This window comes from Ruegeria sp. F12 (genome assembly GCF_056533885.1).
The window spans coordinates 57,407-71,760 of the sequence record NZ_JBQFOV010000011.1 but is presented as its reverse complement, the minus strand read 5'-3'; the positions used below and the strand labels follow the sequence as shown (position 1 = coordinate 71,760).

The following is a 14,354-nucleotide window of genomic DNA, read 5'->3' as shown; positions in this document are numbered from 1 at the left end:
TTAAGGCGGCGGGGAAATGCCCGTCGCCTAAGTATTGCTGAGCGTTTGAAAATTCAGGATCTCCTATGCCTAAATCAGACCCGCGTCCTTTTGGTCAACGGGTGGCCATGTGGCTCATCAAAAGTCCAACGGGGCTCAAAATCTCAACCCGCGGCAGAAAGAAAGCAGCGGAAAAACAGCTTGAAAACGCGGTCAACGAAACGGTCATGATTCCGCGCCGGGATGGAACCGGTGAAGTTCGTGTACGTATCTACAAGCCCACCAATTGCAAGGGTCCGCTGCCCATTGTGGTGTTCTTCCATGGTGGTGGATACGCGACAGGCTGGCCGGAACGCCATCATGCATTATTTCAACGCCTGATGGCGTCGCGCCCCTGCATCATCGTAGCACCGGCATTCCGGCTATCGGTTGAGGCACCTTACCCAGCAGGGCACGACGATTGCTATGACACGCTGCTCTGGGTGCGTGATCATGCCGAGCAATTGGGCGGCGATGCGGGCAACCTCATCCTGGCCGGGAACAGTTCGGGCGGTGGGCTGGTCCTGTCGACGGCGTTGCGCGCGCGGGATTCCGGAGACGCAAAGATCGCGTTCATGATGCCTTTTTATCCAATGATCGATGACCGCGCATCCAACTGGACAAAGCTGCCAAAGAACAAGATCACATGGACGCGCGAACACGGGGTGCTCGCCTGGCATTTGTTGCTACGAGAACTACGAACGCAGAAGCGGTACGATATCTCGCCCTACGCTGTTCCGGCGCGCGCCAAAGATGTGTCCGGTCTGCCACCTAGCCTTGGTTACGTGGGTGATCTGGACATCTTGCAGGCCGAAGCCGAGGAGATGGCCGATCGCATGAAGCGAGCGGCTTGCAGCGTAACTTTCCGCACATTCCACGGTGTTTTTCACGCCATGGAAGACAGCGCTCCGCAAACGCCCCAAGCTCTAGAACTCAACGATTGGGTTTCCACTGAATTCGCTCGCATGGTGGATAGCTACTGCTCGGAATAACCAGCAAATCAAACGCCGATTGTTCATCAGGGCGCATCTTTGGCCGAAAGTGTCAAACAATTGACCGATGCGACGCTATTGCGAAGCGAGCCCTTTGGCCATTTTGGTGACAGGGAGGAATGCGATGCAGTTTGACTACGTGATTGTTGGTGGGGGATCAGCAGGGTGTGTGCTGGCCAACCGTCTGTCGGAAGATCCGAATGTAAGTGTGTGCCTGCTTGAGGCGGGCGGCGGCAACGGAGACAGCATATTGGTTCGCATGCCGGCCGCTGTTGTGGCCATGCTTCCGGGTAAGCCATTCAAGATCAACAACTGGACTTTTGAAACCGTCGAGCAGCCGGGGCTGAATGGCCGTAAGGGGTATCAGCCCCGCGGTAAGGTTCTGGGCGGGTCCAGCGCGATCAACGCCATGTTGTACGTGCGCGGTCAGCGCGAGGATTATGACGAATGGGCGAATCTGGGCTGCGAAGGCTGGGATTGGGACAGTGTTCTTCCCTATTTCAAACGATCAGAAAATAACGAGCGTGGCGGCGACGACATGCATGGTGGGGCTGGTCCGCTGCAGGTTTCGGACCAGAAAGAATCTCGCCCGGTGACGCGGGACTTTATCGAAGCCGCTAAGCAATTGCAGATTCGCGAGCGCGAGGACTTCAACACCGGCGACAATGAGGGCGTTGGCTATTATCAGGTCACGCAGTTCCACGACAAAGCCAAGAATGGCGAGCGGTGCTCGGCCGCAGCGGCCTATCTGTTCCCGATCATGGACAGGCCGAACCTGACTGTGATCACCAAGGCGCATGCCAAAGGTCTGACCTTTGACGGCAAACGCGCGACAGGTGTGGTTTACAAGGAAAATGGCAAGGGCCGCGATATCGAGGTCAAAGCCACGCGCGAGGTCTTGCTGTGCAGCGGTGCGCTGAAGACACCTCAGTTGCTGCAACTGTCCGGCATTGGTGACCCGGCAGATCTTGAAAAGCACGGGATCGAGGTGCGACACAACCTTCCCGGTGTGGGCAAAAACCTGCAGGATCACATGGACTTCACGCTGGCCTACAAATCGGCTGATACCGACAATTTCGGCATTGGCCTTTTGGGCGGCATGAAGCTGATGGGTCACATAAACCGCTGGCGCAAAACCGGCGTGTCGATGGCAGCCACCTGCTTTGCAGAAGGCGCGGCTTTTCTGAAAACCTCGCCTGATCTGGATCGCCCCGACGTGCAGCTTCATTTCACAATTGCGCTGGTCGATGATCACTCGCGCAAGCTGCACTATGGCTACGGCTTCAGCTGCCATGTCTGCAAACTGCGCCCCGAAAGCCGGGGCTCGGTCACGCTGAACAGCGCCGATCCTTTCGCCATGCCCGCCATTGATCCGGCCTTTTTGGCCGATGACCGTGATCTCGAAACGATGATCAAAGGCGCGAAACTGACGCGCGAGATTCTTGAGGCTCCGGCGCTGGCGAAATACCGCAAGAAAGAGATGTTCGGCACCGAAAACGCAAAGACAGACGCGGATTGGGAACAGCACATCCGATCGCGCGCAGACACGATCTATCACCCGGTTGGCACCTGCAAAATGGGCACCGATGACATGGCCGTGGTTGATCCGCAGCTGCGGGTACGTGGGCTTGAGGGGCTGCGCGTCGTCGATGCGTCGATCATGCCGAACCTGATCTCGGGCAATACCAATGCGCCCACCATGATGATCGCCGAAAAAGCCGCCGACATGATTAAGGCTGCAAGCTAACGCAAAACTGCGCGCCGATCGCGGTGCGCAGGAACAAGAGGAAAGAAGATGAGCACCAACGTTGTTCTGAAAAACATGGATGAGATTCTGGCGTTCGAACAGACTCCTCTGCAGGATCGCAATCTGCCGCAGACCACCTATGAGGCGCTGCAAAAAGGGGCGGCCATCAATCCCGATGCGCCTGCGCTCAGCTTTTTCCTGAGCGCTGCCGCGATGCGCACGCCCTATACGCTGACCCACGGGCAGTTGCTGAGCCGCATCACCCAGACCGCCAACGCTTTGCGCCGGATGGGTCTGGGACGTGACGATGTGGCGGCCTTTATCCTGCCCAACATGCCCGAGACGCATTTCGCCATCTGGGGCGGCAGTGCGGCCGGTGGCATTCTGGCGATCAACCCGCTGATGGAAGCCGATCAGATGGCCGATCTGTTGAAAGGCGCGGGCGCGAAAATCTTGATCACGCTGGAGCAGACCCCGGGCGTCGATATCTGGGAAAAAGCCAGCGTTGCGGCCAAGGATGTGCCCTCGCTGGAGCATATCCTGCTGGTCAACTTCGCCACCTATATGAAAGGTGACGGCGTGTGGCCCGATACACTGCCGCTGCCGCCTGTCTCGGCCACCATCGAAGGCCGCGACGACGTCACCCTGACCCGTCTGCTGGACGAGATCGCAGGTGAAAATGCCGATGGTCTGGATTTCGAAGGCCCCGGACCCAACGACACTTCGACCATGCTGTGTACCGGTGGCACCACCAGCCTGCCCAAGATCGTGCGCCGGACCCATTTCGGCGAAGTCTACAACTCGTGGTGCCCCAGCCTGTATGTTGGTGCCGAGAATGTTGGCCCCGGCACCGCTGCGCTGTGTGGTCTTCCGCTGTTTCACACCAACGCCATGCTGGTGACAGGTCTGTTGCCCTGGATGCATGGCGGCCACGTCGTGCTGGCCTCTCCCTCAGGCTATCGCGGCGATGGTGTGATTGCCGGGTTCTGGGACATGGTCGAACATTACGGCATCAGCTCCTATTCTGGCGTGCCGACCATCTATGGCGCTCTGCTGCAAGTGCCACATAAGGACAAAGACCTCAGTTCGTTGCGCTTTGGGGCCTGTGGTGCCGCACCGATGCCGGTCGAATTGTTCAACACCTTCGTCAATGAAACCGGCGTCAAGATCATTGAAGCCTATGGCATGACCGAGGGCGTTCTGGCCTCGTCCATGAACCCGATCATCACGGACAATCCGCGTATCGGCTCGATCGGTCTGCGCTTCCCTTATCAGGACATGAAGATCGGCATCCTGAACGACAATGACGAATTCGTTCGCTGGGCCGATGTGGATGAGGCCGGGGTGATCTTTATCACCGGACCGAACGTGTTTGACGGCTATCTGATCGAAAGCCAGAACAAAGGCATCTGGCTTGAGCAGGACGGCAAACGTTGGTTCAACACCGGCGATCTGGCCCGCTGCGATGCCGAAGGGTATTTCTGGATGACCGGCCGCAAGAAAGAGCTGATCATCCGCGGCGGCCACAATATCGACCCCAAGATCGTCGAAGAAGCGATGCACAAGCACCCTGCAGTGGCCATGGCTGCCGTAATCGGCCGTCCCGACGCCAAGGTGGGAGAGGTTCCAGTGATGTACTTCCAGAAGTCCGCGGGTATCGATGTGGATGTGTCCGATCTTGCCGCCTTTGCGCAAGAGCATGTCTCGGAACGTGCGGCGGTGCCGAAAGACTTTATCAGCCTCGACGCCCTGCCAGTGACTGCTGTTGGTAAAATCCACAAGGTCACGCTGAACATGATGGAAATCGAACGCACCATCCGTGAACTGGCGGGTCAACACGCAGCCGAAATCGGATCACTTGAGGTGGCGCAGGATTCGAGCCGCGGCGTTGTTGCAAAACTGGCCCTTTCCAGCGGTGAAGACGCCATGCGTCACGCCTTGGGGCAGTTCACTTTCACCGTGGATATGTAAACCACTCACCCAACGGGTCCGTTATAGCGTCGTGGGAGGCGAAACAGGCGGGCCCGTTTTCCTTAAGAGGGAGGAAAACAATGGATTTCGCAATCAATGTGGTGGTGCCTGCGGCGCAGGCTTTCATCATGTTCTCACTGGGGCTTGGTCTGGAGATCGACGACTTCCGCCGTGTGTTCCGTCGCCGCACCGCTTTCGCCATCGGTGCCATTTCGCAAATCGTCCTGCTGCCAATCGCGGCGTTTTGCGTCATCATGGCGTTCAGCCTGCCGCCTGTCATGGCCGCCGGTCTGATGTTGCTCAGCTTCTGCCCCGGCGGCGTCAGCAGCAACGTGATCACCAAGCTTTCACGCGGCGATCTGGCCCTGTCGGTGTCGATGACCGCTGTCACCAGCGTTATGGCCTTCCTTACCGTACCGCCGCTGGCCACCTGGTCGGTGCTGTATTTCATGGGGGAAAGCGCGCCTGACTTCTCGTTCTTCGAGATCGCGATCTTTACCTTCCTGGTGACAACGCTGCCTGTTCTGACCGGTATCATCGTGCGCCACTTCTTCAACGGTTTGGCCCGTCGCCTTGAAAACCCCCTGCAGAACGTCGCCGTCATCTTCTGGGCCGTTCTAATTCTGGCGCTGTTCGCAGCCAACCGCGAACTGATCATCACCTACATGCCGACGCTGGGCTATTCGACCATGACGCTGCCGCTGGTGCTGATGTTGCTTGGTCTGGCCTTTGGTAAAATCCTTGGCCTCAGCAAGACCGAAGGCAAAACGGTTGGCATTGAAACCAGCGTTCAGAACTCGCCCTTGGGCATTACGCTGGCGATTGTGATCACCGGCACCAGCACATCGCTGAGTGACGTGCCGATGGCGCTGCCATCCGCGCTGTATTCGATCACAATGTACCTCGTAGTTTTGCCGTTCATGTTCTACTTCCGCTGGAGAAGTCGCGGAGATGTACGTCAAAGCGTGGCTGCAGAGTAAGCCTCTGACCAAATATCAGAGTATGCACACGCAAATTCTGATCACGCAAACCTGCCCCTTTTGGGCAGGTTTTTTTGACGCTGCCTTTCCAATGGGCGAGCTTTCAACGAGTGTTTTCTGCGGCTTGGATCGAGAAGTAATTGCCAGGCTGAGGTGCCCGGGAGTTCTGATATGAGAACAGCAAACACTGAAATGTTAGGCAGCGGACGTCCCGTCATTCAGGGCGGATTGCACCATGTAGGGTTGGCTGAATTGATTGCTGCTGTGTCGAACGCGAGTCGGTGGGCACAATCACTGGTCTAGCCTAGCAGGTGCCCGCCGACCGCGCCAATGAACTCGCAAGGTGCAAGGACATGACTGGCAAACAAATCGCGGTTAACGCCAAAAAAGCGCTCGCTGCGAAATACAGAACGCGTTCCGCCTGACGCAATGGTTTCGCGGGTCCTGGTCACAGAGAAAAGAAACGCGGTCCAGTTCGCCAACATCATCGATGCTGTCATTGGCGTGTAAGCGCCTTCATTCCAAACAGAGAATCTAGAGTGGGGGGTGTGGTAGCGGAGGAGGGACTTGAACCCCCGACACGCGGATTATGATTCCGCTGCTCTAACCAACTGAGCTACTCCGCCATGGGTGAGAGGCGATTTAAGGGAGGGGCCCGAGAGGGTCAAGAGGGAAATCTCCCTGAAACCGGATTCTTTTTGTGCCTGGCCTCAACCGGTTTCGGATGCGGATTGGTTCGGGTTGACAGCGCCTTCTGCGATGCTGCGGATAAAGGTGGCGCATGCGTCGGGCGCGGTGATCAGGATCATGTGGCCCAACCCTTCGATCTGTTCGTTGGTCAGACCATATTGCGTCATCGGCGCGCCGTGGGCAGTGGGGGACAGGATGGCGTCCTGTGCGCCGTAAAGAATGCCTCCGGGCACTTTGAGATCCGGATAGCGGGCCACTTGAGCTTCAAGGCTATCGTCTATGCCAACTACGTCCTGGGAGGCGGTGATGAAGGCTGATGGTCGCAGACCCAATGCGCCGCCGGCGCGGTCCAGGAAATCATCCGGTGCCGGTTCAGGGTCGAAGACGGCGCTGAGAGCATGAGGGGCGGTCTTGGCGGCCATGGGGACGGCAATCGTATTGCCGATGAAATTGCGCAACCATTCGGTCCTAATTTCGAGCGGTTTGAACACGGGCGGCGGGCCGGACATCACCTGTGTCAGCGGAGCTAGAAGCGCCAGTGCCTTGACCTTGTCAGGATAGTCCAGCGCCATCGCCAGCGAAACTGCGCCGCCCAGCGAATGGCCGACCAGAACGGGGTCGGACACGCCTTTGATATCGAGAAACTCCTGGATCATCCGGCCCTGCTCGGGCAGACGCCCCAAATCGGCGGACTCGCGGGTTGAATACCCGCATCCGGGCCGATCGACAGCGATGACATGGTAGTCATCCGCGAGCATATCCACCAACGCATAGGTATAGTGCTGAAGCTGCCCGGTGAGGCCGTGGATCAGGACAAGGCTCTGATTGGATGGATCGCCTTTTTCGACATAGTGGATGCTGCCGCCGCGCACAGGCTGGATCTGCCCCAGTTGCGGAACACGTTTGCCGCCGTCTTGTGTCAGCTTACGGGTCCACAGGTTCATCGCACCAAAAAATACAGCGACGAAAAGAACGATAATCAGAAAGGTCATCTCAATGGTCTCCGCTTTGGGATTTGAGGGGTTGGTAATGCTCCAGACCTGATTGGGCCATACGCTTTTCAAATTCAGACACGGTGCCGGGCCAGAGGGTTGTGTTGCGCCCCTCGGCATCCTGATACCACGAAGCGCAGCCGCCCGTCTGCCAGACACTGTCTGTGTGTCGGTCCTGCATCTCTTGTTCAAAGGCGGCCTGTCTGGAAGCGTCAGGGGTGATTGCATGCAGACCACCGCGCTGCATCTCGTCCAGAACGCGGCCAATATGGCGGACTTGCGCTTCGATCATCAGAACGACCGAGTTATGCCCCAGCCCGGTATGCGGCCCAAGCAGTATGAAGAAGTTCGGGAATCCGGCAATCGCAGTCCCCAGATTGGCCTGCATCCCCTCGCCCCAGGCGTCGCGCAGGCTCAGCCCATCCGCGCCGGAGATGTTCAGATAATCGACCATATCGGTGACGTGAAACCCCGTGCCCCAGATCAATATATCAGCCTGCGCCTGCGATCCATCGGCGGCGGTGATCTGGTCGCCCTCGATTTTGTTCACGCGATGCGACACCACCGTAACGTTGTCGCGCGCAAGGGTGGGGTACCAATCGTTCGAGCTGAGGATGCGCTTGCAGCCGATTTGATAAGCGGGGGTCAGCTTTTCGCGCTCGGCCGGGTCGGTGATGGCTTTTTCAAGCGCGGTGCGCCACATCTTCATGGCGAAATTGACGGCTCCCTTTTCGCGGCGAAAAACACGGTGGCGGTATTCGAACACCATGTAGATCAGCTTGCGCCGCAGTTTCGGCAACAAGGGCATGCGCTGGTACAACCTGCGCACCCATGGCGCGATGGGGCCGTCTGGTCGGGGCAGAACATAAGGCGCGCTACGCTGGTAGATCGTGACCTGCCCGGCCATTTTCGCAATCTCGGGCACGAATTGAACCGCCGAGGCCCCGGTACCAATCACCGCGATCCGTTTACCCGACAAAGGTACTTCGTGATTCCATTGGGCAGAATGAAAGCTGGGGCCAGGAAAACTGTCTGCGCCGGGAATATCGGGGATGCTGGGTACATGCAGCGCGCCGATGGCCGAGACCAAAATGCGCGCGGACCAGATGTCCCCGCCTTCGGTTTCAACCTGCCAATGGCTGCCATCCCACCGGGCGGTTTTCAGTTTCTGCTGGAACTGGCAAAGGTCGTACAAACCTTCATTCTGCGCGACCTTGCGCAAATAGGCGTGAATTTCGGCCCCACCCGCATAGGCGCGGCTCCAGTCCGGGTTCAGGTGCGTGGCCATGGAATAAAGATGCGAAGGGACATCGCACGCGACGCCGGGATAGGTGTTTTCCCGCCATGTGCCGCCGATATCGCTCGCTTTTTCAAGGACCGTGATATCGGTGATCCCGCGCTTGCGGGCCTCAATCGCCATAATCAGCCCCGAGAACCCGGCGCCGACGATCAGCATATCGGTTTCATGTTCCACGCGCCCCGCCCCTCCCAAAACGATCCAGATGGTTGTTTCAGGATATAGGCAGGGTGGGGCGCGTGGATAGGGTCTCGTTAGGTCAGGGGCGGATCACGGTTTGATCAGGCGCGCAGTTTCTCACCTTTTGCGTCGAACGGGGGCTCTTTCAAGATAGTGGCCTTGTGCGGTCGACCCAGCACCATCACCTCGACCTCATCGCCGGGCTGGGCGTTTTTGACATACCCAAGCGCCAGCGACATGCCGACCGTGTAGCCATAGGTGCCGGACGTTACACGACCGATGCCTTCACCGTCTTTGAAGATCGGCTCACCGCCGGTCGCGTCGGCGTTGGACGCGGTCACGTCGACCTCATCCAGATGCAGAAGAACCAGTTGTTCTCGGGCGGGGTTTTCAAGCACCTTTTGCGCGGCCCCTTTGTTCAGGAAACCCTTGTCGAGCTTGCACAGACGGTCCAGCCCAACCTCGTGCGGCCAGTATTCGGGGCTGTATTCGCGGCTCCACGAGCCATAGCCCTTTTCCACCCGCAGCGACATCAGCGCGCGGCTGCCAACGGGACCTGCGCCGAAGTCTTTGCCCGCTTCCAGCAGCGCCTCATAAAGCTGCGCCTGATCTTCGGTCCTGCAATGCAACTCCCACCCCAGGTCACCGGTGAAGGACACGCGCAGGGCCAGAACTTCGACGCCTGCAAGCTCGATCATCGCCGAACGCATGAACGGGAAATCCTCGGTTGCCAGCGAGGTGTTGGTCAGGCGTTGCAGGATCTCACGTGATTTCGGACCGGCGACGTTAAAGCCGCACATCGCTTCGGTGTGGCTTTCGAATGTGGTGCCTTCGGGCAGTGAAACCTGCTTGAAAAAGCGTTTGTGATACCGCTCGGCCATACCCGAGCCGATGATCCAGAATTCGTCCTCGGCCACGCGGGTGACAGTAAAGTCGCCTGCAATCCCACCGCGTTTCGAGATCAGAGGTGTCAGGCAAGAGCGGCCAACCGCCTTTGGCATAGTGTTGGCAAAGACTGCGTTCAGCCAATCCGCCGCGCCGGGGCCTTTGCAGATGTATTTGGCAAAGTTCGAGATATCGATGATGCCCGCCCGCTCGCGCAGCATCTTGCATTCTTCGCCCACAGGGGCCCACCAGTTCTGGCGGGTAAAGCCGTTGGTATCCACCGTGCCCGACTCATCCGCGAACCAAAGCGGATGCTCCCACCCGACATTCAGGCCAAAGACCGCACCCATGGCCTTTTGGGTTTCGTAGATCGGGCGCACGCGGGCAGGGCGGCCTGCGCTGCGCTCCTCGTTCGGGAAGTGAATCGCAAAACGGTGGGCGTATTGGTCGCGCACCTTGGCTTTGGTGAATTCCTTTGTCGCCCAGGTGTCAAAGCGGGCCATGTCCCAGGCGAACATGTCGTATTGGGTTTCGCCTTCGATGATCCACTGCGCGGCCATAAGGCCCATGCCACCGGATTGCGAAAAGCCGGGGATTATGCCGTTGCAGCAGAAATAGCCATCAACCTCGGGCACCGGTCCCATCAAGACATTCGAATCCGGAGACCAGATCATCGGGCCGTTGATGACGCGCTTGATCCCGGCTTCGCCCACGGCGGGAAGGCGCTCGATGGCGTTCATCATGTTCTCTTCGATCCGCTCCAGATCATCGGGGAACAGGTCATGGGCGAAGTCCAGCGGCGTGCCGTCCTCGGCCCAGAACTTCATGTCTTTCTCATAGGCCCCGACCAGCAAACCGTTGCCTTCCTGACGCAAATAGTACTCGCCATCCCGGTCCGAGACCGAGGGCAAGCGGGCGCCATGCGCCTGCACATCCCGCATAGCTTCGGTGACGAAATACTGGTGCTCGGTTGGTTGCAGCGGCAGTTCGATCCCGGCGAGTTTCGCAACTTCCCGACCCCACAGACCCGCAGCATTCACAACCCATGGCGTGTGGATATCGCCCTTGGGGGTGCGCACGATCCAAGTGCCATCTTCCTGCTGCTCGGTCGCGGTGACGGGGGTGAAACGGTGGATCTCGGCCCCGCGTTGGCGGGCACCAACCGCATAGGCGTTGGTCACGCCTGACGGGTCAACATTGCCGCCATCGGGTTCGAACATCACGCAACGGATGCCATCATAATTGACCAGCGGGTTCAGCTTTTTCGCTTCTTCAATGCTGATCTCATAGAAGTTCATGCCATAGAGCTTGGCTTTGGCGGCTTGCAGGCGAAGTTGATGCTCACGCTCTTGGGTCTGCGCCAGATACAGCGAGCCGGGCTGGAACACGCCGCAGCTTTGGCCCGTTTCGGCTTCCAATGCGTTATAAAGGTTCATTGTATAGTGCTGAATGCGGCTGATATTTGTGCTGTCATGCAGCCCGTGGATGTTCGCCGCCGCGTGCCACGTTGAGCCCGAGGTCAACTCATCCCGCTCCAACAGGACGACATCCGACCATCCGAGTTTGGTCAGATGATAGAGGATCGAGCACCCGATCACCCCGCCACCAATCACCACTGCCTGTGCATTCGTTCTCATGTGCCTGCCATATCCAAGTTGGGTTCTTTGCGCTTTCTGTCACCAAGGACGTCGCGCGGACAACGGAGAATAATTTCAATCTGGGTTGAGCAGGTTTAACCTGAGGCTAATCCGAAAAATCCAACCGGTGCGCGCGCCCATGGGCGGCCAATCTTGCGTTCAGGGTATCTGCCTCGGGTGCGCCAGATTCCAGCGCAAAAACAAACGCATGGGTCAGATAGAAACAGGCCGCGTCGGTGTCCCGCGCGGCCTCGCGTTCGTCTGCAGCCAAGGTGTAATAGCGGATCAGCGCGTCGTGATCATCGCGAGCATGGGCCTCGAGCAGCAGGTGATCCAGCTTGGACTTGTCCATCGAACCTCCGTCGGGACCGGCCATTGAAAACCGACCGGTCCGCAGTTTCAATCCGCGCGACCGTTTTCGATCTGCGTTGCGACCCAATGGTGGAAATTATGCGTCGGCCCGTCCATCGCGGGCGAGAACCGTCCGCCGTCAAACAGAACACCATGGCGACCCTTTTGCATGCCTTCTACAACAAAGACATCCTCTTCGAATACCGTCTTCCAAAGCTGCGCGTTCGAGGCGCGCAACCCGTCATGCTGCGGCGTATCTTCAATGCTTTTTGCGTAGTACAGTTCAATGTGTTCGACGGTGTTTTCCTGATCGACAGGTTCTAACACGATGGCAAAAGCGTGGTCGCGCTGCACGCCCAGCAGAACATTGGGATAAAGAGCGATATATTCGGCACCCTCGTCCCATTTCTCGCTGAGGCCCGGAAAATCTTCGAAAGTTGCCCCATCCTGATCGGTGAGTTGGCGATAAACCAACGTGCCCTGACCGGAATAGTGCCCGCGTGCTTCGATGTTGTAGTGATCTTCCAACCGGGAATAGCTGTTCAGACCGGGATGAACCCACGGCAGGTGATAGCTTTCGCAATAGTTCTCGACCGCCAGCTTCCAGTTTGTCTTGACCTCAAGCTTGAACGAGGACGTCTCGCCGCCGTGATGCACGGGCTGGTCGAACTCCTTCCAGCGCTCAAGAAGAGCGGCGTGGGCGTCTTCGAACGCTGGGGCGTTGCCGTCGACGTTCACAAAGATCACATCGCGCCAGACGTAGGACCGCACGCGGACCAGTCCCAGATCACTGCGGTCAACGTCTTCATGGGTGTTGTGACCGGGTCCGCCCACATGAGGGGTTGCGCGCAGCTCACCCTTCAGGCTGTAGCACCAGCTGTGATAGGGGCAGCGGATCGCGCCTCCGATCTTGCGAGGAGTGTCCACCAGGATCATGCCGCGGTGACGGCAGGTGTTCTGAAATACGCCGATTTCGCCGTCGCGATCGCGTACGATCAGCAGGGGCATGCCCAGAAAGTCCACAGGTTTGGCATCACCCTCCTCGGGTACGTCCTTACCGAAGCCAACCCCGGACCAATTCGCATAAAGAACCGATTTCCGTTCCTCGGCAAAAATTGCAGGGTCGACATAGTGTTCATTCGGCAGACCGTTGGCGATATTCACGTCGGCCAGAACGGAGGACAGAGGGCTATGCTTGTTCATCGGGCTCTCCTAAGATTGGTTTTAACCGTATTGGGGAAGGCGTGCGGGCGTCTCAATATCAGAAAACCTCATCAGAGAGTTATCTGATCTAAACCGAGCCGTCCTCTACCTCTTGCAAGATCCAGTTCTTCAGTGCGCGAGCGCTCTCTGACAACTCGTTGTCGGGGCGCCCAACAAGGTAGAATTGGTTGGGTGCGGTCAACCTATGAGGGCCGATGATGACCAATTTACCCGATTGCAGCATCGGTTGGATCAGCCGTCGCCAACCCAGCGCCAGACCAGCCCCCTTGCGGGCCAATTGCAACGCAACCGAATAGCTGTTCACGCGCGAGTCGATTGGGATCGCGCCATTGTGACCCATTTGATGGAACCATTCCGGCCATGTGGTCCAACTGCGATCATCTGAGTCCAAATGGATCAAGCGCTCGGCGGCGAGGTCTTCCAGTGATGCGTCAACCAGGCGTTCGGCTATGTCCGGGCTGGCTACGGGCACAAGGTGGTCGCGAAACAAGGGGGTGTGTGAGAGGCTTTGATCGCTGTCACGACCATAACGGATGAAGAAATCAATATCGGGCCTGTCGCGAAAAGGCCGGTCCTGCGATAGTTGGTCGACATTTATCTCAGGCTTTTCGCGCCAAAACCGGATCACTGCTGGAGAAAGCCATAATGCAGCAACGGCCGTTGTTGATCCCACTGTCACCTTGCCGATTGCGGCCTGGTCCCGGATTGTCGCCAGTGTCTTGGAGATTTTGGTAAAGGACGACGACAGAGTCTCAAACAGGGCTTTTCCGTCTTCTGTCAGATCCACACCCCGATGCTTGCGTTGGAAAAGGACGGCGTTCAAGTCCCCCTCGAGCGCTTTGATCTGATGGCTGACCGCCCCTGGGGTGACAGACAATTCTTCAGCTGCGTTTTTGAAGCTGAGATGCCGTGCGGCGGCTTCGAAGGCGGATAAGGTGGTAAGGGGCGGAAGGTTATAGTGGCGTCTGGACATGTTGGCTTAAGAATCAGCTTTCGTGGTCGCGTTAGATCATTTCAATCGAGTATTAGTTTATTTGGGGTTGAATGCCAGATTGCCTCGCCAATTAGATGAATTTTACGGTCACGATTTCGGTGGATGTCGCCAAAAACGACAAAAATGTCGGTTCTGTCTAATGTCCCGCACGGGGCACGCTATAGTCGCATTCACCAAATTTATTGGGTCATGCACGCGGTTTCGAGTGTTCTTCAACGGGGCTCAGACAGGCGGGCGAAAAAACAACCGCGAATGCTGACATTCGGAAAATGGCCGAAAGGGAAATTGATGGATTGGCATAGCCTCACCCCCGATTGCCAGATTAAACCACAGGTCAATAGCGATCTGCGACTTGTTCCACACAACGCAGATCGAATTGTCAGATCAACAGGTGGC

Annotated in this window: 10 protein-coding genes and 1 tRNA gene; 4 read left to right on the top strand and 7 right to left on the bottom strand. The window is 57.8% G+C overall.

What is annotated here, in order from left to right; translation table 11 throughout:
* Positions 1 to 206 precede the first annotated feature (206 nt).
* The 4 genes from ACR0CA_RS14845 to ACR0CA_RS14830 all read left to right on the top strand — a co-directional run bounded on the left by ACR0CA_RS14845 (position 207) and on the right by ACR0CA_RS14830 (position 5,708).
* On the top strand, positions 207 to 1,010 hold the full coding sequence (locus ACR0CA_RS14845) for an alpha/beta hydrolase (protein WP_480899907.1): 804 nt from the start codon (positions 207 to 209) through the stop codon (positions 1,008 to 1,010).
* A gap of 124 nt (positions 1,011 to 1,134) precedes the next feature.
* Entirely contained in the window at positions 1,135 to 2,757 is a 1,623-nt protein-coding gene (locus ACR0CA_RS14840; RefSeq protein ID WP_170790762.1) for a GMC family oxidoreductase, read from the top strand.
* Between the two features lie 48 nt (positions 2,758 to 2,805).
* Positions 2,806 to 4,728: an acyl-CoA synthetase gene (locus ACR0CA_RS14835; RefSeq protein WP_480899905.1), complete on the top strand. Its 1,923-nt coding sequence runs from the start codon at positions 2,806 to 2,808 to the stop codon at positions 4,726 to 4,728.
* An 80-nt stretch (positions 4,729 to 4,808) separates the two neighbouring features.
* The gene (locus ACR0CA_RS14830; protein ID WP_170786845.1) at positions 4,809 to 5,708 is read left to right on the top strand and encodes a bile acid:sodium symporter family protein; all 900 of its coding nucleotides are present in this window, start codon (positions 4,809 to 4,811) and stop codon (positions 5,706 to 5,708) included.
* A gap of 549 nt (positions 5,709 to 6,257) precedes the next feature.
* Here ACR0CA_RS14830 and ACR0CA_RS14825 read toward each other — a convergent pair.
* The 7 genes from ACR0CA_RS14825 to ACR0CA_RS14795 form a co-directional block, all read right to left on the bottom strand.
* Positions 6,258 to 6,334: transfer RNA gene (locus ACR0CA_RS14825), tRNA-Met, on the bottom strand.
* Between the two features lie 84 nt (positions 6,335 to 6,418).
* Positions 6,419 to 7,390: an alpha/beta fold hydrolase gene (locus ACR0CA_RS14820; protein ID WP_480899903.1), complete on the bottom strand. Its 972-nt coding sequence runs from the start codon at positions 7,388 to 7,390 to the stop codon at positions 6,419 to 6,421.
* 1 nt (position 7,391) lies between these two features.
* Complete coding sequence (locus tag ACR0CA_RS14815; RefSeq protein ID WP_480899901.1) at positions 7,392 to 8,864, bottom strand: flavin-containing monooxygenase; 1,473 nt, start codon at positions 8,862 to 8,864, stop codon at positions 7,392 to 7,394.
* Between the two features lie 104 nt (positions 8,865 to 8,968).
* Positions 8,969 to 11,389 (bottom strand): GcvT family protein, encoded by a 2,421-nt coding sequence (locus tag ACR0CA_RS14810; protein ID WP_480899899.1) that lies wholly within the window; start codon positions 11,387 to 11,389, stop codon positions 8,969 to 8,971.
* A 106-nt stretch (positions 11,390 to 11,495) separates the two neighbouring features.
* Positions 11,496 to 11,792 carry a hypothetical protein gene (locus tag ACR0CA_RS14805; protein WP_331252125.1) on the bottom strand — a complete coding sequence of 99 codons (297 nt, stop codon included), beginning with the start codon at positions 11,790 to 11,792 and terminating at the stop codon, positions 11,496 to 11,498.
* Positions 11,789 to 12,943: an aromatic ring-hydroxylating oxygenase subunit alpha gene (locus ACR0CA_RS14800; RefSeq protein ID WP_480899897.1), complete on the bottom strand. Its 1,155-nt coding sequence runs from the start codon at positions 12,941 to 12,943 to the stop codon at positions 11,789 to 11,791. Before ACR0CA_RS14800 ends, ACR0CA_RS14805 begins: the two co-directional genes overlap by 4 nt.
* A gap of 88 nt (positions 12,944 to 13,031) precedes the next feature.
* The gene (locus ACR0CA_RS14795; RefSeq protein ID WP_170773978.1) at positions 13,032 to 13,937 is read right to left on the bottom strand and encodes a LysR substrate-binding domain-containing protein; all 906 of its coding nucleotides are present in this window, start codon (positions 13,935 to 13,937) and stop codon (positions 13,032 to 13,034) included.
* Between the last annotated feature and the right edge of the window lie 417 nt (positions 13,938 to 14,354).

Excerpts from the sequence above, each read along its gene's own strand:
- ACR0CA_RS14845 (WP_480899907.1), top strand. The coding sequence starts at position 207 with ATGATTCCGCGCCGGGATGGAACCGGTGAAGTTCGTGTACGTATCTAC.
- ACR0CA_RS14840 (WP_170790762.1), top strand. The coding sequence starts at position 1,135 with ATGCAGTTTGACTACGTGATTGTTGGTGGGGGATCAGCAGGGTGTGTG.
- ACR0CA_RS14835 (WP_480899905.1), top strand. The coding sequence starts at position 2,806 with ATGAGCACCAACGTTGTTCTGAAAAACATGGATGAGATTCTGGCGTTC.
- ACR0CA_RS14830 (WP_170786845.1), top strand. The coding sequence starts at position 4,809 with ATGGATTTCGCAATCAATGTGGTGGTGCCTGCGGCGCAGGCTTTCATC.
- ACR0CA_RS14820 (WP_480899903.1), bottom strand. The coding sequence starts at position 7,390 with ATGACCTTTCTGATTATCGTTCTTTTCGTCGCTGTATTTTTTGGTGCG.
- ACR0CA_RS14810 (WP_480899899.1), bottom strand. The coding sequence starts at position 11,389 with ATGAGAACGAATGCACAGGCAGTGGTGATTGGTGGCGGGGTGATCGGG.
- ACR0CA_RS14800 (WP_480899897.1), bottom strand. The coding sequence starts at position 12,943 with ATGAACAAGCATAGCCCTCTGTCCTCCGTTCTGGCCGACGTGAATATC.
- ACR0CA_RS14795 (WP_170773978.1), bottom strand. The coding sequence starts at position 13,937 with ATGTCCAGACGCCACTATAACCTTCCGCCCCTTACCACCTTATCCGCC.